At 42.2% G+C, this 20270-nt stretch carries 16 protein-coding genes; 6 read left to right on the plus strand and 10 right to left on the minus strand.

Annotation, left to right across the window (positions count from 1 at the left end; genetic code table 11):
- Positions 1-80 precede the first annotated feature (80 nt).
- Positions 81-2225 (plus strand): phosphate acetyltransferase, encoded by a 2145-nt coding sequence (gene pta, locus AACV12_RS03210; protein WP_013856498.1) that lies wholly within the window; start codon positions 81-83, stop codon positions 2223-2225.
- A 79-nt stretch (positions 2226-2304) separates the two neighbouring features.
- Here pta and AACV12_RS03215 read toward each other — a convergent pair whose 3' ends face one another.
- The 10 genes from AACV12_RS03215 to AACV12_RS03260 form a co-directional block, all read right to left on the minus strand.
- Positions 2305-3255 (minus strand): glutathione S-transferase family protein, encoded by a 951-nt coding sequence (locus AACV12_RS03215; protein WP_170899914.1) that lies wholly within the window; start codon positions 3253-3255, stop codon positions 2305-2307.
- 180 nt (positions 3256-3435) lie between these two features.
- The gene (gene oppF, locus AACV12_RS03220; RefSeq protein WP_010319732.1) at positions 3436-4428 is read right to left on the minus strand and encodes a murein tripeptide/oligopeptide ABC transporter ATP binding protein OppF; all 993 of its coding nucleotides are present in this window, start codon (positions 4426-4428) and stop codon (positions 3436-3438) included.
- On the minus strand, positions 4425-5396 hold the full coding sequence (locus AACV12_RS03225; protein ID WP_010319733.1) for an ABC transporter ATP-binding protein: 972 nt from the start codon (positions 5394-5396) through the stop codon (positions 4425-4427). The genes oppF and AACV12_RS03225 overlap by 4 nt, the downstream gene beginning before the upstream one ends.
- A gap of 22 nt (positions 5397-5418) precedes the next feature.
- Complete coding sequence (gene oppC, locus AACV12_RS03230; RefSeq protein WP_026028150.1) at positions 5419-6321, minus strand: oligopeptide ABC transporter permease OppC; 903 nt, start codon at positions 6319-6321, stop codon at positions 5419-5421.
- A gap of 15 nt (positions 6322-6336) precedes the next feature.
- The gene (gene oppB, locus AACV12_RS03235) at positions 6337-7257 is read right to left on the minus strand and encodes an oligopeptide ABC transporter permease OppB (RefSeq protein ID WP_013856495.1); all 921 of its coding nucleotides are present in this window, start codon (positions 7255-7257) and stop codon (positions 6337-6339) included.
- A 118-nt stretch (positions 7258-7375) separates the two neighbouring features.
- Positions 7376-9007, minus strand: a complete 1632-nt coding sequence (locus AACV12_RS03240) for an ABC transporter substrate-binding protein (protein ID WP_170899915.1) — start codon at positions 9005-9007, stop codon at positions 7376-7378.
- A 522-nt stretch (positions 9008-9529) separates the two neighbouring features.
- Positions 9530-11308 carry an EAL domain-containing protein gene (locus AACV12_RS03245; protein WP_017048098.1) on the minus strand — a complete coding sequence of 593 codons (1779 nt, stop codon included), beginning with the start codon at positions 11306-11308 and terminating at the stop codon, positions 9530-9532.
- Positions 11305-14871, minus strand: coding sequence for an ATP-binding protein (locus AACV12_RS03250; RefSeq protein WP_170900044.1), 3567 nt, complete (start codon positions 14869-14871; stop codon positions 11305-11307). Before AACV12_RS03250 ends, AACV12_RS03245 begins: the two co-directional genes overlap by 4 nt.
- A 206-nt stretch (positions 14872-15077) precedes the next feature.
- Positions 15078-16322: an NAD(P)/FAD-dependent oxidoreductase gene (locus AACV12_RS03255; RefSeq protein ID WP_013856491.1), complete on the minus strand. Its 1245-nt coding sequence runs from the start codon at positions 16320-16322 to the stop codon at positions 15078-15080.
- A gap of 23 nt (positions 16323-16345) precedes the next feature.
- Positions 16346-17452 (minus strand): class I SAM-dependent methyltransferase, encoded by a 1107-nt coding sequence (locus tag AACV12_RS03260; RefSeq protein WP_017045151.1) that lies wholly within the window; start codon positions 17450-17452, stop codon positions 16346-16348.
- A 115-nt stretch (positions 17453-17567) separates the two neighbouring features.
- On the opposite strand from AACV12_RS03260, the gene AACV12_RS03265 reads away from it, so the two are divergent.
- The 5 genes from AACV12_RS03265 to AACV12_RS03285 all read left to right on the plus strand — a co-directional run bounded on the left by AACV12_RS03265 (position 17568) and on the right by AACV12_RS03285 (position 20269).
- Positions 17568-18305 carry a beta-ketoacyl synthase chain length factor gene (locus AACV12_RS03265; RefSeq protein WP_170899916.1) on the plus strand — a complete coding sequence of 246 codons (738 nt, stop codon included), beginning with the start codon at positions 17568-17570 and terminating at the stop codon, positions 18303-18305.
- On the plus strand, positions 18299-19072 hold the full coding sequence (locus tag AACV12_RS03270; protein WP_026028155.1) for a lysophospholipid acyltransferase family protein: 774 nt from the start codon (positions 18299-18301) through the stop codon (positions 19070-19072). The genes AACV12_RS03265 and AACV12_RS03270 overlap by 7 nt, the downstream gene beginning before the upstream one ends.
- Before the next feature lie 106 nt (positions 19073-19178).
- Positions 19179-19439 (plus strand): phosphopantetheine-binding protein, encoded by a 261-nt coding sequence (locus tag AACV12_RS03275; RefSeq protein ID WP_013856487.1) that lies wholly within the window; start codon positions 19179-19181, stop codon positions 19437-19439.
- A gap of 15 nt (positions 19440-19454) precedes the next feature.
- Positions 19455-19712, plus strand: a complete 258-nt coding sequence (locus tag AACV12_RS03280; RefSeq protein WP_013856486.1) for an acyl carrier protein — start codon at positions 19455-19457, stop codon at positions 19710-19712.
- The gene (locus tag AACV12_RS03285) at positions 19712-20269 is read left to right on the plus strand and encodes a septation protein IspZ (RefSeq protein ID WP_017050412.1); all 558 of its coding nucleotides are present in this window, start codon (positions 19712-19714) and stop codon (positions 20267-20269) included. Before AACV12_RS03280 ends, AACV12_RS03285 begins: the two co-directional genes overlap by 1 nt.
- The last annotated feature ends 1 nt before the right edge of the window (position 20270 follow it).

The raw sequence follows: 20270 nt of genomic DNA on the forward strand, positions 1-20270 counted from the left end.
AAGAAGGTCATGTTGGGCTTTGTTCCTTTTTCAATCTAGTTTCGGTTAGATTGATTTCAATAGTTTGAGGTACTCTACTCATGTCCCGTACTATTATGCTTATCCCTATCAGCGCTGGTGTTGGTCTTACCAGCGTGAGCATGGGTGTCCTTCGCGCCATGGAGCGTAAAGGTGTTAGCGTTTCTTTTTATAAGCCTATTGCACAACCTCGCTCGGGTGGCGATCAACCTGATCTCACTTCAACGATTATCGGTCGCAACAGCGACATCAGCATTGCAGAACCGATGATGATGTCAGCGGCAGAAACGTTGATCGGTAGCGAAAAGATGGATGTGTTGCTTGAAACCGTCGTTGAGCGTTACAACCACATCAATAAAGATTCTGAAGTAACGCTGATTGAAGGCCTTGTGCCAACACGCAAACACCCATTCGCGAACCAAGTGAACGCAGAAATTGCCAAAACACTGGGCGCAGAAATTGTGTTTGTCGCGACACCGGGAACGGACAACCCAACTCAGTTGAAAGAGCGTATTGAAGTTGCGTGCTCAAACTTTGGTGGAACAAAAAATAAAAACATTTCAGGTGTTATTATCAACAAGCTTAATGCCCCTGTTGATGAAGCAGGCCGTACTCGCCCTGACTTATCAGAAATTTTTGATGATGCAGATAGCGCGAAACAAGCCAATTTAGAAGTGATGCAGATCTTTAACACTAGCCCAATTCGTGTGTTAGGTTGCGTGCCTTGGAGTATCGATCTTATCGCGACTCGTGCTATTGATATGGCCAAACACCTGAAAGCTGAAATCATTAATGAAGGTGAAATTAAGTCTCGCCGTATTAAGAGCATCACTTTCTGTGCGCGTTCTTTGCCACACATGATTGAGCACTTTAAGCCAGGGTCACTCTTAGTGACATCGGCCGATCGTCCTGACGTGATTGTTGCCGCCTCTCTGGCCGCAATGAATGGCGTTGAAATTGGTGCGGTACTGCTGACTGGCGGTTACGATATGCCACAAGAGATTGTGAACCTATGTAAACCAGCCTTTGAAAGCGGCTTGCCTATTTTTAAAGCACAAGGTAACACTTGGCAAACGTCACTCAACCTACAAAGCTTTAGCCTAGAAGTTCCAGCTGACGATAAAGAACGTATCGAGTTCATCAGCGATCATGTTGCTAGCCACATCGATGGTCCTTGGATTAATTCGCTCACTGAAGGCACTCAAGGTATTCGTCGCCTTAGCCCGCCAGCATTCCGTTACCAGTTAACTGAGTATGCTCGTCGTGCAGGTAAACGTATTGTGCTTCCTGAAGGGGATGAACCACGCACAGTGAAAGCGGCATCTATTTGTGCTGAGCGCGGTATTGCGACTTGTGTTCTACTTGGTAACCCTGATGAAATCCGCCGTGTTGCTGCGCAGCAAGGTGTTGAGTTAGGTGCTGGCGTTGAAATTATCGATGCTGACTCAGTGCGCGAAAACTACGTTGCTCGCTTGGTTGAGCTGCGTGGTTCAAAAGGCATGACGGAAGTTGTGGCTCGTGAAAAACTGCAAGATTCAGTATTCCTTGGCACAATGATGCTTGAAGCGGATGAAGTTGACGGTTTGGTTTCTGGTGCGGTTCATACCACAGCCAACACCATTGTTCCTCCATTCCAAATCATTAAGACCGCGCCAAATGCCTCGATTGTATCCTCTATCTTCTTCATGCTATTGCCTGATCAAGTGTTGGTATACGGCGACTGCGCCATCAACCCAGATCCAAATGCTGAACAGCTTGCTGAAATTGCGATTCAATCGGCCGATTCTGCGGCAGCATTCGGCATTGACCCGCGCGTGGCGATGATTTCCTACTCGACGGGTGAATCAGGTAAAGGTGCTGATGTAGATAAAGTGCGTGAAGCGACGCGCATTGCTCAAGAGAAACGTCCAGATCTTATTATCGACGGTCCTCTGCAATACGATGCTGCAATCATGGAAAACGTGGCGGCTTCTAAAGCACCAAACTCTCCAGTCGCTGGTAAAGCAACGGTATTTGTCTTCCCTGACCTAAACACAGGTAATACAACTTACAAAGCGGTACAACGCTCAGCAGACCTTGTTTCTATCGGTCCAATGCTGCAAGGCATGCGTAAACCAGTAAACGATTTGTCTCGCGGTGCGTTGGTTGACGATATTGTTTACACAATCGCGTTAACGGCGATTCAAGCAAGCCAAGAAACAAAATAAAATTCTTAGCTTAACTTGCTGATTAAAAGGCTCTTATGTATCACATAAGAGCCTTTTTTATAGCACACTTCCACCCTCGTTATAACCCAATAAAGCCGCGCTCATGGGGCGTATCAAGATCAAGATCCGGCCCCTTAGGTACCACTTGCGTTGGGTTAATGCCGATATGGCTGAAATAATAGTGGCGTTTGATGTGGTAAAAATCGGTCGTTTGTTTGATCCCGTCGATTTGGTACAGCTCTTTTAAGTAACCGCTTAAGTTCTCATAATCGGCGATCCGCTGTTTATTGCATTTAAAATGCCCGACGTAAACAGCGTCAAAACGGATAAGTGTAGTGAATAAACGCCAATCCGCCTCGGTGATCTGGTTACCGATCAAGTAACGATGCGTTGCTAGATGGTTGTTGACCTTATCTAACGCAGTGAAAAGTGCATCATAAGCATCGTCATAAGCCTCTTGCGTGGTCGCAAACCCACATCGATAAACGCCATTATTAATATTGGGGTAGATATACGCATTCCATTCATCGATAGCTTTGCTGAGTGCTTGCGGATAGTAGTCTTGCTGGTTACCCGTTAACTCATTAAATGCACTGTTAAACATGCGAATAATCTCAGAAGATTCATTGCTAACAATGGTATTGGTCTTCTTATCCCACAACACAGGTACAGTTACTCGCCCTGAATAATCTACCTTTGCTTTGGTGTAGATTTGATGGAGCTTGGTATAGCCGAACAGAGGTTCAGGAATGCCAAAAGACCAGCCTTCACTTAGCATGTCAGGACAAACGACCGTAACATCAATGTGTTCGGTGAGTGATTTGAGTTGGCGAAAAATCAATGTACGGTGAGCCCAAGGGCATGCCAAAGAGACATACAAATGATAACGGCCCGATTCTGGTTGAAATCGTGCATCTGACTGGCTGTCGACCCAGTGTCTGAATCCTGCGTCTTCGCGTACAAAATGCCCAGCGCTGCTTTTGGTGTCATACCAAACATCGTGCCAGACGCCTTCAACTAATTTTCCCATGATCTCCACTCCTCATTCCGATGACTTTTTTATTATAAGTAGGATAGAAAATGGTAAAACCGGAGGAAGTTGTCCTTGTTATTCAGAAATTTTGAACAGTGCGATTTACCCCGCTAAGCGCACAGATAAAAAAAGCGCGACCCAGAAATGCGTCGCGCTTAAGCCTGTCACAGGCTAAATTTAGAGTTCAACATGCAAACAAGACACAGCATGTTCATCACTACCTTTAATCTGCGGTTTTTGCTGTGCGCAAATTTCCGTCGCTTGAGGACAGCGGGTACGGAAAACACATCCAGAAGGCGGGTTGATTGGCGAGGGTAAATCCCCTTCTAGCATCTGAATTTTCTTAGCACGCTCCAGTTTTGGATCTGGAATTGGCACAGCCGACATCAAAGCTTTGGTGTAAGGGTGTGATGGATTCGCAAACAACGCCTCAGAGGTGCCAAGCTCGACCGCATTGCCTAAATACATCACGAGTACACGATCAGAGATGTGTTTAACTACCGATAAATCATGGGCAATAAAAACCAAACTTAAACCAAGCTCATTTTGCAGCTCTTTGAGCAGGTTAACCACCTGCGCTTGGATTGAAACATCCAAAGCAGAAACTGGCTCATCACAGATGATCATTTTCGGTTTTAAAATGAGCGCACGGGCAATACCAATACGTTGACACTGACCACCAGAGAATTCATGGGGATAACGGTTAATGACGTTCGGCAATAAACCGACTTTTGTCATCATCTCTTTTACACGATCCTTTACTTCTTGCTTCGAAAGTTCTGGATAAAAGGTTTGAAGTGGCTCTGCAATAATATCGCCAACCGACATTCTTGGGTTCAATGACGCCAGTGGGTCTTGGAAAATCATCTGAATTTGCTTACGGGTTTTGCGACGCTCAACCTCATGCATTTTCGTCAAATCATTTCCTAGCCACACCACTTCACCCTCGGTGGCTTCGACTAAACCAATGATCGCTCGCGCAAAAGTAGACTTTCCGCAACCTGATTCGCCTACTACACCGAGAGTTTCACCCTCATATAGGCGCACATTAACGCCATCTACGGCTTTTAGGTTGGATGGTTTAGACCACGGCCACGCGGATTTAGAGGCAATGTTGAAGTGAACTTTGAGGTTCTTTACATCCAGTAATAATGGTTTTTGTTCGCTCATTTAACCCAAGCCTCCCAATCAGAAAAACAGGCACGTTGGCGACCATCGGCAAATGGCAATAAAATAGGTGCTTCACGTTTACAGCGTTCTGTCACTCGGTGGCAGCGCTCTTGATAAGGGCAACCCGGTGGCAATCGTAGCAAGTTAGGTGGGTTTCCAGGAATCGTTGGTAATATTTCACCTTCCGTATCCAAACGAGGAATGGCTTTTAATAAACCTTCAGCGTAAGGGTGACTCGGGTTGTAGAAAATCTCATCCACAGAGCCATATTCCATCGTACGCCCTGCATACATTACCAATACTTTGTCACATGAACCCGCAACCACACCCAGATCATGGGTGATCATGATAATGGCGGTATTGAATTCGCTTTTGAGTTCATTCAACAAATCCATAATTTGGGCTTGCACCGTTACGTCCAATGCGGTGGTGGGTTCATCGGCAATCAGTAACTTAGGCCGACATAACAACGCCATTGCAATCATAACGCGTTGACGCATACCGCCAGAAAACTCATGCGGATACATGGTAATTCGCTTACGCGCTTCGGGGATTTTAACCGCCTCTAGCATACGTACCGACTCTTCAAACGCAGCCGACTTGCTCATTCCTTTGTGCAGCATCAGCACTTCCATCAACTGCTCGCTGACCTTCATATAAGGATTCAGTGACGTCATTGGATCTTGGAAGATCATCGCAATTTGTTCAGCGCGCACTTTGTTCAAGGCTTTTTCTGGCAAATTGAGGATCTCTTTCCCTTCAAATTTTGCGCTACCCGTGATAATACCATTTTTGGCAAGTAGGCCCATAATAGCGAACACGGTTTGCGATTTACCAGAGCCAGACTCCCCTACGATACCGAGGGTTTCGCCTTGCTCCAGTGAAAAAGTTAAATCGTTGACAGCGGTAACAATACCATCTTGAGTGGTAAATTCGACCCGCAGATCTTTGACATCTAATAAGCTCATTATTGCTTCCTTAATCTTTTAATTATCGGTCTTTAGGATCAAGCGCATCGCGCAGACCATCACCGACATAGTTAAAGCAAAACAGGGTGACCACCATGAACGCGGCTGGGAAAGCAAGTTGCCAAATAGCGACTTCCATTGTTTGTGAACCTTCTTGTAGAAGTGCTCCCCAGCTTGTCATCGGCTCTTGAACACCAAGACCAAGGAAAGATAAAAATGACTCTGTCAAAATCATACTTGGGATCAACAGCGTCGAATAGACCGCTACAATACCCAACACGTTTGGCACAATATGACGTGTAATAATTTTCCAGTTGCTGACGCCACACACATGTGCCGCTTCAATAAACTCTTTGCTGCGTAGGCTCAAGGTTTGGCCACGCACAATTCGCGCCATATCAAGCCATGCAATTGCACCGATAGCGACGAAGATAAGTACGATATTGCGGCCAAAGAAAGTCACCAACACAATCACAAGGAACATGAAAGGAACAGCGTATAGAATCTCCAAAATACGCATCATAATGCGGTCTACTTTACCGCCAATGAAGCCCGACGCCGCACCATAAAGTGTGCCGATCAGAACAGCAACCAACGCGCCCATTACGCCAACCATCAACGAAATTCGCCCACCCACTAAGGTACGCACATACAAATCACGCCCAAGGCTATCGGTGCCGAACCAATGATCCGCATTGGGCCCAACGTGCATTGAATACCAGTCCGTATTGTCATAGGTATACGGGGCCATCATCGGTAGTACGATCACCGCAAGGGTCATCATCGTCAAAATACACAAACTGACCATTGCCGCTCTGTTACGCATAAAGCGAATTCGCGCATCTTGCCATAAGCTGCGGCCAGCTATTTCTAAGTTTTCAGAAAACTTCTCAACCGCGGCTAGGTTTTCTCTTTTCGTTAACATAACCATACGTCCCTGTTAGTAGCGAATTTTCGGGTCAATGACCGCAAGCAAAATATCAACAATGGCGTTGAAAAGAATAAATAGGAAACCAATTAAAATGGTTACACCCATCACCAATGAGTAATCGCGGTTAAATGCAGCGTTAACAAACAGCTTACCGATACCCGGTAGACCGAAAATCGTTTCAATCACCACAGACCCCGTAATAATACCGACAAACGCAGGCCCCATGTACGACACAACAGGCAGTAAAGCAGGCTTCAAAGCATGGTTAACAACGATATAGGGATAACTCAATCCTTTCGCGCGTGCCGTGCGAATAAAGTTACTGTTGAGTGTTTCTATCATTGAGCCACGGGTGATACGGGCAAAGGTGGCAATATAGAGCATCGACATACCCAGCACTGGCAGTACTAAATATTGGAAACTTCCATCTAACCAACCACCAGCTGGGAATATTTTCCAATGCAAGGAGAAGAGATAAATTAAAGCTGGGGCGAGAACAAACGACGGCATCACCACGCCAATCATTGCCGTCGACATGATGGTGTAGTCAATCCAAGTGTTATGTTTTAGTGCGGCAATCGTGCCAATGGAAACACCCGCGATAACGGTAAAAATAAAAGCGATAAAGCCGACTTTTGCCGAGACAGGCAAGGCAACGGCGATCAATTCATTCACCGTATAATCTTGGTATTTGAATGATGGGCCAAAATCACCTTGCAAAATATTGGTCAAGTAGGTGAAGTATTGCTCAGACACAGGTTTGTCTAAGCCATATTTGGCTTCAATGTTGGCCATCACTTCCGGTGGTAAAGGACGTTCGCTTGAGAATGGGTTACCAGGAGCGAAACGCATGAGAAAGAAAGATACCGTGATCAACACCAACATGGTTGGTATCGCTTCCAATATCCTTTTTGCGATGAATTTAAGCATAAACTCACTCTTTCAGTCTGTGACAATGAAAATTAGAAAGACGCTGCATGTAAATTACTATCTGAAGATAGCTACATGCAGTGTCTAAGTCGTTATATTTTTATCAGCGTAAGTGGACTTACTTTGCTGTGATATAAAGATCTTTTGAGTAGATCTTATCTTCCGCATTATTCACCGGGAAGCCGCCTACATTAGGAGATACTAAACGAGATTTAACATACTGATAGATAGGGGCAATTGGCATATCTTTAGTTAATTGCTTTTCAGCATCCAGATATAGCTTAGTGCGCTCCTCTTCTGAGGTTGATTTCAACGCTTTTTCAATAATTGCATCGTATTCAGCGCTTTGGTAGTGCAAACCACCCGTGGTGTTATTGCTCACCATTAAGGTTAGGAATGAAGACGCTTCATTATAGTCACCACACCAACCAGCGCGTGCCACTTCAAAGTTACCTTGATCTTTAGAATCTAGATACGTTTTCCACTCTTGGTTCTCTAATACAACGTCAAGACCTAACGTTTTTTTCCACATAGAACCCAGTGCTACAGCGATTTTTTTGTGGTTTTCCGATGTATTGTAGAGGAGGCTGAATTTCAGTGGGTTGTCTTTATTAAAGCCCGCTTCAGCTAACAATTTTGCCGCTTCTGCATCGCGCTCTTTTTGCGTCATCTTGCCGTATGCTGGCATTTGAGGATTAAAGCCAGCCGTAATTTCAGGTGTTAAGAAATAAGCTGGTTTTTGGCCTTGACCTAAAATCGCATCACTCACAATGTTACGGTCGATAGCGTAAGAAATCGCTTTACGTACGCGAACGTCGTCAAATGGTGCTTTTTTGGTATTAAAAATGTAGTAGTAGGTACATAGGTTACCCTGAATCGATACTGATTCCGGGTGTTCTTTCTTCAGACGCTTGAAGTGCTCTGTTGGCAATTCATTGGTGAAATCGATTTCGCCTGATAAGAAACGGTTCATTTCTGATACTTGGTTTTCAATAGGCAGGAAGGTAACTTTGTTAATGACTGTTTTGCCATTGTCCCAGTATTGCTCGTTACGCTTTAGTACTAAACGCTCATTGACAACCCATTGATCAACAACGTAGGCACCGTTACCAACAAAATGCTCAGGCTTGGTCCATTGGTCACCAAACTTTTCTACGGTTGCTTTATGAACGGGTTTCACGGTTGTATGGCCCATCATCATGACGAAATAAGGCACAGCATCTTCAAGCTCAACAACGAGTGTATGGTCATCTTTAGCTTTAACGCCAAGTTCACTTTTGTCTTTCGTTCCTGCGATAATCTCTTTGGCATTTTTCATCTTGGTATATTCCATATACCAAGAGTAAGGAGAAGCCGTTACAGGGTCGACGGCGCGCTGGAAGCTGAAAACAAAATCACCAGCCGTGACAGGATCACCATTTGACCATTTTGCATTTTTGCGCAAATGGAAAATGAATGTTTTGTTGTCTGCCGTTTCCCAACTTTCTGCGACACCAGGAATGGTTTTACCATCCGAGTCTTGGTTCACAAGCCCTTCCAATAAGTCACGAATTACATGCGACTCAGGAACACCTTGGGATTTGTGAGGATCGAGTGTGGCGACTTCAGTACCGTTACCACGAACGAGCTCCTGAACTTTGGCCAATTTAGTGCCGGCTGGAACATCAGCCGCGAGAGAAAAAGTAGAAGTGGCAGCCACTGCCATACTCGCCCCTAGAAGAAGGGCTTGGGTGATTTTATTTTTATACATGCATAAACTCCAAGTTTTTATTTTTGCATCCATGACTTCCTTGAGAGCTCTCTAGCATCGCTAGAACTTTAGATTTATTTAGCGCAAAAACTAAGCAGAAAAATCTAAAAACTCCTAAGGATAGCGGCACACATTAGCAACCATTGAAGTAATTTGCCATAAAATCGTAGCAAAAAAATGCATAATTCCATGGTTTACCTAATGGAATAGATAAATAGCCCAACAATTAACTCAAACTCAGTGAATTAAAGTTACCAAGCGCCATCTGGTCAGACCATAGTGCTAAATCATCTAGTGTTGAGTACATTTTCAGCACGTTTCACTGGAAAATCAGCCTTTTTTTAACATCTTAGTTACGTTAGATCTAACTTAAAGGGATAATCCTGCCATCTAAAAATAAAATCCGTGAAGAGTGTCACTAAAATTGATTAACAATAAATTAACAACGTGTTGATTGGTAATAATAAATAAACACTTTCACCGAAAAGTGTAATCTAATACTTACGCAAATCGACATTCAGTTTACGCGATGCTCAAACTGGCACTAAGATGATCGAGCTCAATGTAACGAATCAGCTCCATGGCCGAACGAATGCCCAATTTACTTTGAATTCTCGCTTTGTAAGTACTGACTGTCTTCTGATTAATATCCAGTTGATTAGCTATCTGCTTATTGGTCAAACCTTGAATCAACAAATTTGCCACACTCAACTCTCTGCTGGATAGTCTTTCATTGAGTCGAAAACTAGGTTGAAAATTAACTGTTCGCCCAACTTCCCCCATTATGCTCTGAATGGTGTCAGTCAATGCAGCTGATTTCACAATGTGGCGCGCATGTGCAAGTTCTGCAGATATTGCTTCATGATATTCATTGAGAAAAATAAGTCTTCCCTTAAAATTCATCGATTCAATATGCTGATGCAACTGCAAACTAGCGTCTTTACTACAGTAGCTATCCACAACCACTAAATTAAAAGGTAAATCACGCAATCTCTTTACAGCGCAAGCGAGATCACTGGCAACGACCACCTGCGTAACGCGTTTTTCTCTCATCAACATTTTTCTTAGGGCATTAGCGCTAGTCGAATTTTCTCCAACTAATAAGCAATACACACCATCTTCAATACTTTGATGGCTTAACTGCTTGCTGATATTTTTGCTATACAGTTCAGCGAGATCGCCAATCGGCATCGGCATCGCCGAATAATAACCTTGGCAAGTATCCACGCCTAAATGACGTAAATATTGCCAAGTATCTTCGTCCTCCACACCTTCGACAACACAATGCAAGCCTAAGGATTGCGCTAGCAATAAGCACATGTTGGTGAGTTGCTGGTTTTTATAATTGGTGGAGAGATCACGGACAAAGCTTTGATCTACTTTAAGCTCTGTAAAGGGTAATTTCGAGAGCTGACTTAGAGAGGCGTAGCCTGTGCCAAAATCATCAATGGATAAACCAACACCATGCATTCTTAAACGCGCAAGATTAGCCAGTGATGCTGTCGTACCGTTATAGACATGATCTTCCGTCAGCTCGAGCGTGAGTTTATCAGTGGGAAACGCGTATTTGTGACAGAGAGTAAGAATAGGGTCACAGATCAGCTGTTGTAAATTACTCTGGGAGATATTGATTGATAACTGGAGATCGGCTGACAAACTACCTAAAGCCGATAATGCTTTATCCAAAACAATTAAAAACAGCTTATCCATCAAATTCAGCTCTTCAATAAGAGGCAGAAAATGCGCAGGGCTTAATACACCATGAACTGGGTGATCTAATCGGACAAGTGCCTCGACTCCAACCATGGCACCCGTTTTAAAATCAAACTGAGGTTGATAGTAATTGAATAACCAATCTTCACTGAATGCTGTTTCTATCTCTTTGTACCCTAATGAGATAGGCGTAATGCTTGCGGCCTGTTGTTCACACTTCACATGAAACGCATGAATCACGGTTTCAAGTTGCTCAATAGAATAGGGTTTTCGTAAAACATCGACAAAATTAAAGCTCGCTAAACAGCACATGTTATAAGTAAGGTCTAACACGGCATCGTCAACAGCACTCAATATAATAATTCCGAGTGAAGGATGTTTATCCCCAAGCATCGACAAAAGCGTAACTCCGTCCATTTCCGGCATATGAATATCACAAAAAACCAGCGATATCTCTTTGCGCAAGCATAAAGCCAACGCTTGGTGTCCATTTGCTGCAATATCGACGTTATTCAACCCAAGCTGTCTGAGTTTCAGTTTCAAACTCGTGGCTTGAATTCGATCATCTTCGACAATCAAAATGTTCATTCGTCATCTACTCGTTGCTGTTTATCTAACCATTCTTGTGCTTGTGTAATCACGATTTTCATTTCCATTATCAGTCGTTGTTTTGCAGATACAACAGCTTGTGGTTCTAATTCGCGCTCCAAGCTAACCGCAAGACTCGCGAGATAATCCAGTTGAAGCGCTCCGGCAGAGCCTTTAACACGATGGGCTATCATTTTGTAATCAGAATCATGCTTTTCGAGTCTATCGACCTCGGCCGCTAAAGATTCTGCCACAACAGAAGCAATTTCACTTTTTTCACTCGGTAAAAAGCTCTCAAGCCAGCTTTTTGAGTCAACATTTACTAAAGGATACATAGAAAGATAACCACTCAACATAGTATACAGCGACGCCAACGAGTAGGGTTTATACAACACGTGTTCCATACCAGACTGGTAAGCCTTCTCTGCGATCAACCGTGAGTCTTCTGCCGTACAACCGATAACCACCTTATATCTCTCTTGCGGAATATGATTTTTAACAAATCTTGCTAAAGCGAAACCATCCATTTTAGGCATATGGCAGTCCGTTAGTAGTAAATCGAACTGGCTGTCTTCGCTTTGTAAAAGATGGCATGCCTCTTCTCCATCACCAACGATGGTTGCTTGTACACCAAGTTCATGCAGCTGTTTTTTTAATAACAAACGGTTAATAGCGTCATCATCAACCACCAAAACATGCCCGCAAAGTTTCATTTTTTTTGGTTGAACCAGCACTTGCTCACTATCTTTTATCTTATCAATAAGCAGGTCAGGATAGAGATGTTTTTTGGTCATTATCGCGTCAAAATCGACCAAGGATACACCACCTTGACTTACCGAAACCTGCCAACACTTCAGCCACTCGATAATGCGTTCGTTAGTGCAACGGTAGTTACGTTGACTCAACGGTTCAGACAGCGGCTCACCACAAATGGGAAGCACTATCGTTACTTGAGTCCCCTCATTCAGCGTACTGGAAACCGTGATATGACCATCCATTAGATTGACTAAATTCGATACTATTGACATACCAAGCCCAGTACCGCCATATTGGCGAGTAATGGTTTTATCCGCTTGCATGAATGGCTTAAATAACGAATCCAAGTGCGCTTCATTCATTCCGCACCCCGTATCTTTTACGGCAAAGACTATCTGTTCTTCCGTCAATTCAACGTGGATGGAAACCGTACCTGCCGTAGTGAATTTAACAGCATTGGCTAATACATTGGTAAGAACCTGATTTAAGCGTAATGCATCAAACTTTGCGTAAATAATAGCTGTCGGCACCCAATCAACAACGAACTCAACGCCTTTCAACTTAGCACTCGCTTCAAAGCTTCTAATGGTGGGACATAACTCTTCTAAAATATTATGCTGGCGTATATCTAATTGTAATTGCTGAGCTTCCATTTTTGAAAAATCTAAAATCTCATGGACATGGTGCTTAATTCTCTCGGCAGAACGAATTGCATTCGTCAATAACAAACGGCTCTCATCGTTTTTAATTCGAGTTGATAAAATCTCCATCAACCCTAGCATGGCCGCAATTGGCGTTCTAAGCTCATGACTCATTACAGCTAAAAAATGATTCCTCGCATCTACAGCTTCTAGTGCCTTATTATTAGAATCACGTAATGCTAATTCTGAGAGCTTGAGTTCTGTGATATCACTGCAAACGGTCAAGTAATGAGTATCCCCACTCTTGGGATGCGCAATCGATTCATGATTAATGACATAATATTTCTCATCAATCTGATAGTGTTTATTCGACAGATCGACAGATCCGATGCCAGTACATATGAGGCAATTCACATCATCACTAATTAGAGAAGCCTTGCTACATTGCTTATATGAACGGTTAGATAACACTACTTTCCCATTCACATCTGAAATGAAGATCATGCTGGGTATTTTATCGAGCAAATCTGTCAGCCATTGCACTTGAACTTCTGAAAGTTTTGAACTGATTTGACTGTATTTTAAGGAACTTTTTAACTTGTAAAATATAATTATCCCAAATAATAATAAAAACAAAAAAATACACATTGCAATCAAAGAATAGATTGTAACTTGCTGCTTATCATAACCATAATTCACATTCACTTTCTTATGGAGTGATTTTAGTGCATTAATCTCAGACTCAGTTACCATAGTTAAAGATCGGCTGAGCATTTCAAACAATATCGACTCATCCTTTCGAAAGACCATACCGATATTAATAGAGTAACCTTCATTATCTATTGCTGGAAGTATCAAAAACTTATCACCAAGGTATGCCATTTGCTGATTTATAATATCTTGATTCATTAAGGCATGAGTTATCTTACCTGATTTTAAATCTAGAATAACCTTTTTAAGATCTCTATAAACTTTAACTTTTTTATTATCTTCATAGATTTTTAAGTGGCTATATAAGTAACCAGTACGATCTAATATCGCTAATTTTTTCTGTTGAAAAGGCTTTTTAGTGACCACATAACCAAATTGTAAATTAGTGTAAGGTGGGGTCGCTATAAAATCACGATTATCGATGTCATCGACATTTAATGAAGGCAATAAATCGACTTCATTATCGATAAGCATTTGTCTAATATCTCTACCATTGGCCGGCACATACTGAAATTTAAGAAAGCTTTTTGACTCAATGAGCTTGAGTAAATCATGGACATATCCCTTCACCTGATTATCACCCTCATCACAATAAGAGAGTGGATATATATCTTCTTCTATGGTGTATCTGACAATTTGATTGCTATTTTCTTGACTTAATAATTTTAGGCTATCTTTATTATTCAAAAAATAAACATTAGTCGAGTCTATCTTATTAGCTGTATTTCCTGTTGCTTCAGCAAGAATGAGTTTATCAAAAATGCTTTTTAATTCATTATTTCCCATCGGCAAAATGATTCTATTTATTTCGACACCTAATCGACCATCTGCAATAATCTCACCGTCATATCCAGAATTAGGGCTGATATAATGATTGAGTGATATATAGTTGGTTATCGTTGCATCGGCTAAACCTTGCTTCATCACTTCTGCTGATTCTAAGAAACTTTGTGCTAGTAATATGTGTGGGTAATGGCTCTGCTCTAATGTTTCACAATAAGATGAACCTTGTACGCAAACCCATTTCAAATGATTCATATCTTGCTGATTTAATTTTTTGTCCCTTAGCCAAATCACTCGTAGGTTATTATAGAGCGGCAAACTGAATAAAATGTTTTTTTCTCTCTCTTTTGTTTTGCTAAAACCAATAGCAAAATCCACATCACCACCATGCACAGCAGCAACAAGATCAGTTATCGATTGATAGCTACGATATTCAATTTTGACATCAAGCTCTTTTCCTATTCCTACCGCATAATCATGTTGAATACCGATTGTATTCTCAATACCGCCCCAATAAGGTAGCCAAGGTTCAGACAATACACCCATTACAATGACTTTTTTTGTTTTTAAATAGGTACGTTCCGAATCTGATAAATAATCGGCGGCATAAACAGTATTAAAAAGTAAGTTAATTGCTAAAATTAACAGCAAGTAGATACGTAACAAATTCATTCTCGTGATATTGATTCCAATATCCAACTAGTTTAACGATCCTGCTCCTCATTGCCAAGAATAGGGCATCAGAACAAAATTGATTAAAATACATATTTATCAACACGTTAATGCGGTGTAGGAATAATCTTACAAGAGAATAAACCCATAAAATTAAAATGTGAGATGCATATCCGCACCAAAACATAATTTCGGTGCGGATATTATTAATGAGATGAAGTACGAATAATTTCAGCTAAACTTGATAAGCGTCGTTGATGCTCAGCGACATAAGGATTACTACTATCCCAAGCATATCCTGCAAGAATAGAGCAAATCATCTGCTTTATTCTTGAGTTGGGCGTTTGGTAAAAAATCACCTCTTGTAACATGCCGTTGTACCAACCTTCCACATAAGTGCGGAACGTATCCACTCCGACCATTAATGGCTGAGAATACTCTTGCTGCCAATCTACACTTTCTTTTTTTAGTTGGCGTACAACACAAGACACCGCTAACTGAGCCGATTTCATGGCTATCGTTACACCTGATGAAAACACCGGGTCTAAAAATTCACCAGCATTGCCTAATAACGCATAATTTACCGTGGCCAACTGCTTAACATTTGCAGAATAGCCGCCTAGCTCACCAGCAGGATTAGGGTATTCGGACTTCGAAAGCAGTTCCGCCAGCTCAGGCATTTCATTCACCAATTGCTGGATCGCCGCAATTTTATCACTTGGATAGCCGTCAAAAAACGACGGTTCACCGACAACACCTAATGAACATGTGCCGTTAGAAAAAGGAATGAGCCAGTACCATACGTCAGGATTACGCGGATGGACGGAGATCAGTATCTTGTTTCGGTCGTAGTCTGGTTGTTCAGGGGAGATATGATCAATGATATGGGTAAAGATGGCTTTTCTCGGAGGTAAACACGATGGCTCTTCCAAATCGAGTAACTTAGGCAATACTCGGCCAAAGCCACTGGCATCCAGCACGAAGTCGGCTTCAATTTGATACGTTATACCGTGTTGATCCGTCACCAATAATTGTGATTTATTCTCTTCAAATTCGATATTCGTCAGTTGATGTTGATAACGAATTTCAACCCCTTGCTTAACAGCAGAATCCGCTAATACTTTATCAAATTGACTGCGCTGTACCTGAAAAGTGGTTCCCGGCCCATTCGAATATTTGTCGGTAAAATCAAACTGAGCGTACACACCATTTTTTCGAAAGGCAGCACCATTTTTATATTGAAAACCCGCACGCATAACATCAGGTAACATTCCCGCCGCTTCTATCACTTCCATACAAGCAGGTAATAAGCTTTCGCCAATAGAAAAGCGTGGGAAAAGTGCTTTTTCGATAACCAACACGCGTATGTTTTGCGCATGGAGTAATGCCGCGGCAGTCGAACCCGAAGGGCCCGCACCAATGATAACAACTTGAGTTATCTCTTTATTCATGAATTGACTCGCATCGATTTTAATTAAGCTTGGGCTTTTAGCTCTAACAAGGTGTGGCCAAGGCCAATATTGTCGGTCCGTTTGATCACCTGTAATCCTGCTGCTTGAACGATTTCTAAGAAATCTTCGCTGCGATAGAAGCGACTATTACCATTTGCAAGGCAGGTAAAATACAAAGAGGTGGCATTGAGGCTATAAGAAGCCGCATCGTACTTCTGTGAATCCCAGAACAGTTCCAAAATATAAACCGTCGAATATGCAGAAAGATTGGCGCGAACGCGTTTTAAAATACTCAAAATTTCCATTGGCGAAAAACAGTCTAAAAACTGGCTCATCCACCACACGTCCGCATTTTTTGGTAACGGTTGTTCTTTATCGAGCATGTTGGCTGGAAAAGGATGAATACGCTGCGTAAAACCTTGTTGCTGCGCGTTAGCCATCGCCATTTCCAACTGTTGTGGCAGATCCACAATCGTCACTTCAACGTCTGAATCATAGTGACAACATTGCAGTGCCCATTTACCCGTATTGCCACCAATATCGACCAAATGTTTCGGTTTTTTACGAAACACTTCTTTCAGCAAAATAGGAAAAGAACGATCGGAATAGAAGTGATCGAATTTGAACCAACTCTCTTTAGCTTGCTGGGGCAAACGCGATAAACCTTGGTAGATGGTATCCCAATCGCCGAGTTCTTTCAGACCAGCAGGCTTGCCTTCGGTGATCGATTCGGTTAAGTGCATCATGGCGGCATAACAAACGTCTGCCGTGAAATCCATATTGGCTTGCGTCATCCCATCATGCAGCAAAAAAATGCCTAGATTAGCCAATGAATAATTCGGTTTATCCCATAAAACAATGTGGGCACTGATGGCCATATCGAGTAATACTTTAACGCCATACTCTGACACGCTCGTTTCTTGAGCAATTTGTTCTGCGTTTAAACCTTTTTCGCCAGCATTATCTAATGCAGCCAGTATGCCTAAGTCACGTAATGTACGCGCCGTATGAAAAACGATGGGGGCAAAAGATAATTTTTGAGCTTCGGTTTTTGCCTCTAAAGCGTTATAAGGATCTATTTTTTGATTTAACACATTAAAACCTAACTTTAATTTGTGAACAATATCCAAACACTTAATCTAAGTTCGACTCAATTCTTAAAAATCAATATTTAAGTCAAGGATACAAACGTTTATAGTTGCGAAGAATAATCTTGTGCCATAGTATTTAACCCTATCAAAAACAATGCAATATCTTATGTCAAATCAACAGCAAATAATCACGTTAAATATTGATACTTGGGTTGCAAATTCTGCAGGCTTATCTCACCCTTCTGATTGGCAAAATTGGGCGAGAGAAGAGATATGGCCTGACGATAATACGCTCAACACAGACCATATTCCTCCAATGATGCGCCGCAGAATGAGTCGTTTGAGCAAATTAGCCGTGCAGACTGCACTGACTGCCATAGAATCACAACATATTGATTACATGGTATTTTCATGTCGTCATGGCGAACTTCATCGTAGCGTTGAAATCGTGAAGTCAATATTAACTGGCGAAGAAGCCTCACCAATGGCATTTTCACAATCTGTTCATAATACAGCGGCAGGCCTAGCAACCATCGCTTCAAAACAACCGATCCCGTTAACCTCGATTGCAGCAGCACAAAACACATTTCAAAGTGCCATATTAGAAGCTTGGCTCTATTTAAATGGGCACCCTAGTCACAAAGTGCTTTTGGTTGATTTTGATGAGCCATTACCTAGCGACTACCAACAATACGAAGAGTGGCAATTTCAAGGCTATGCCTTAGGGGTAACCCTGTCTCACGGTTCAGATTTTACACTCTCTATGCAGACATCTGATACCAAGCCACAACAGCCGCAAGCATTGTCGTTTCTTCACCACTATTTATCAGAAAAATCTGAATGGATCATTGAGGGCTCGCAAAGCGCTTGGAAATGGCAACGAAAATGTTAGAGTTCAACCGCTACTGGCGTATTGCTGCTACAGGTTTTTGTTTTTTTATATTTGGTTTAGGCGGATTAACGCTGAGTTTTATTATTATCCCACTGATTGCATTATTTTCATCGCAAACAGATCGTCGAGAATATAAAGTTCAAAAATCAATCCAAAACTCATTCAATATATTTTGTAAGTTGATGAAATTAACAGGTGCCATCGACTATAAAATAACCAACGCAGAACTATTAAAACAGGATAAAAGCTGCCTTATTATCGCCAATCATCCAAGCTTAATTGATTATGTTCTCATTGCATCACAACTTCATCAGTGCGATTGCTTGGTTAAGTCAGCTATCTGGGCCAATCCTTTTATGAAACGGATTGTTCAAGCCGCAGGTTATATCCCCAATGAAACACCTGATGATTTGTTAAATGTGTGCGAGGAACGCATGAGCCGCGGAAACGTATTATTGATTTTCCCTGAAGGCACGCGAACCACACCCGGCGTTAAACCCAAATTGCAGCGCGGTGCGGCGCAAATCGCAATCCGAACTCAAAGAGACTTACGCATCGTACATATTACCGTTTCTCCGAGTTTTCTCACAAAAGAGCAAAAGTGGTACCAAGTTCCTAAAACCAAACCCTTTTTCCATGTGGAGATAAAGGGTAAAGTTGCCGTCACACCTTTTATTGAAGGTGCTGATAACCCCACCACTGCAGCACGACGTTTAAATCGCCACCTTGCAGAGGTGATTTTCCCCCAAAACAATAACCAGAAATGACAAAACTATTGAAGTTATCGACCCATAACGTCAAGTTGCAGCGAAGCGGGAAGTGTATATCAAGGTTTTGTTCAAAACGGCTAGAACATTATATAAGTAGGTTGAAGTGGAATTACTACACACAGAAATAAAACAGCTCATTATCGACGCACTAAATCTTGAAGATATCTCAGTTAACGATATCGAAACTGACGCACCACTTTTTGGTGATGGGTTAGGTTTAGATTCTATCGATGCTTTAGAGCTCGGTTTGGCCATTAAAAAGAAGTATAATATCGTCATTGACGCTGATGACTCCAATACTCGCCAACACTTTGCATCAGTGGCAAACTTAGCAAATTATATTTCATCTCAAACTAGCCACTAATAAATAGATAGCGTTATGACAGAAGTAAACCAACAACAAGTATTTGATCAAGTTAAAGAAGCTCTCGTTGAACTATTTGAAATTGATGAAGCCGATATTCAACCAGACGCTCACCTTTATCAAGATCTCGATCTCGACAGTATTGATGCTGTAGATCTTGTCGTTCACTTACAAAAAGTGACTGGCAAAAAAATCAAGCCTGAAGAGTTTAAAACCGTTCGCACCGTCAATGATGTGGTGGAATCGGTTATTGAACTTGTTAAGGAAAGCTAATGCGGCGATTGCTGACGATTTTGTCTGCAATCGTCCTGCTTACCTACCCACTCGCGGTCTACTTCGGGATTAATCAGTTTGGTTTGCAAGCTATAGGGGGTTTCTTAGCCGCTATTTTTGCTTTAAGAATTCTTTCTGGTTGGCAAGCCAAACTTCAAGAACTGAAGCAACTGGCTTGGATTAGTGGGTTCGTTGGTATCACTTTGGTGACTTTGGGGATGCTCTTTCAGCAGCATGGTTGGCTACTGTTTTACCCTGTTGTGGTTAATGTATGTCTTTTGGCTCTTTTTGCCTTGAGCCTAACGCAACCGCAAACAGTGATTGAACGGCTGGCGAGGCTGCAAGAGCCTGAACTTCCTCAAAGTGGCATTGAGTACACACGCACGGTCACTAAAGTGTGGTGCCTCTACTTCATCATGAATGGAGCCATCGCACTTTATACCTGCTTCCAATCTATCGAGATCTGGACGTTGTATAACGGATTGATCAGTTATCTCCTTGCTGGCAGCCTCTTTGTAACGGAATGGCTAGTAAGACAAAGGATTCGCAAAGGCTAGG

The organism is Vibrio sp. 2-2(8), assembly GCF_963888495.1.
In the GTDB taxonomy this organism is placed as follows: Bacteria; Pseudomonadota; Gammaproteobacteria; order Enterobacterales; family Vibrionaceae; genus Vibrio; species Vibrio anguillarum.

Excerpts from the sequence above, each read along its gene's own strand:
- oppC (WP_026028150.1), bottom strand. The coding sequence starts at position 6,321 with ATGTTAACGAAAAGAGAAAACCTAGCCGCGGTTGAGAAGTTTTCTGAA.
- oppF (WP_010319732.1), bottom strand. The coding sequence starts at position 4,428 with ATGAGCGAACAAAAACCATTATTACTGGATGTAAAGAACCTCAAAGTT.
- AACV12_RS03255 (WP_013856491.1), bottom strand. The coding sequence starts at position 16,322 with ATGAATAAAGAGATAACTCAAGTTGTTATCATTGGTGCGGGCCCTTCG.
- oppB (WP_013856495.1), bottom strand. The coding sequence starts at position 7,257 with ATGCTTAAATTCATCGCAAAAAGGATATTGGAAGCGATACCAACCATG.
- AACV12_RS03245 (WP_017048098.1), bottom strand. The coding sequence starts at position 11,308 with ATGAACATTTTGATTGTCGAAGATGATCGAATTCAAGCCACGAGTTTG.
- AACV12_RS03270 (WP_026028155.1), top strand. The coding sequence starts at position 18,299 with ATGTTAGAGTTCAACCGCTACTGGCGTATTGCTGCTACAGGTTTTTGT.
- AACV12_RS03265 (WP_170899916.1), top strand. The coding sequence starts at position 17,568 with ATGCAATATCTTATGTCAAATCAACAGCAAATAATCACGTTAAATATT.
- AACV12_RS03285 (WP_017050412.1), top strand. The coding sequence starts at position 19,712 with ATGCGGCGATTGCTGACGATTTTGTCTGCAATCGTCCTGCTTACCTAC.
- AACV12_RS03240 (WP_170899915.1), bottom strand. The coding sequence starts at position 9,007 with ATGTATAAAAATAAAATCACCCAAGCCCTTCTTCTAGGGGCGAGTATG.
- pta (WP_013856498.1), top strand. The coding sequence starts at position 81 with ATGTCCCGTACTATTATGCTTATCCCTATCAGCGCTGGTGTTGGTCTT.
- AACV12_RS03250 (WP_170900044.1), bottom strand. The coding sequence starts at position 14,871 with ATGAATTTGTTACGTATCTACTTGCTGTTAATTTTAGCAATTAACTTA.
- AACV12_RS03280 (WP_013856486.1), top strand. The coding sequence starts at position 19,455 with ATGACAGAAGTAAACCAACAACAAGTATTTGATCAAGTTAAAGAAGCT.
- AACV12_RS03215 (WP_170899914.1), bottom strand. The coding sequence starts at position 3,255 with ATGGGAAAATTAGTTGAAGGCGTCTGGCACGATGTTTGGTATGACACC.
- AACV12_RS03225 (WP_010319733.1), bottom strand. The coding sequence starts at position 5,396 with ATGAGCTTATTAGATGTCAAAGATCTGCGGGTCGAATTTACCACTCAA.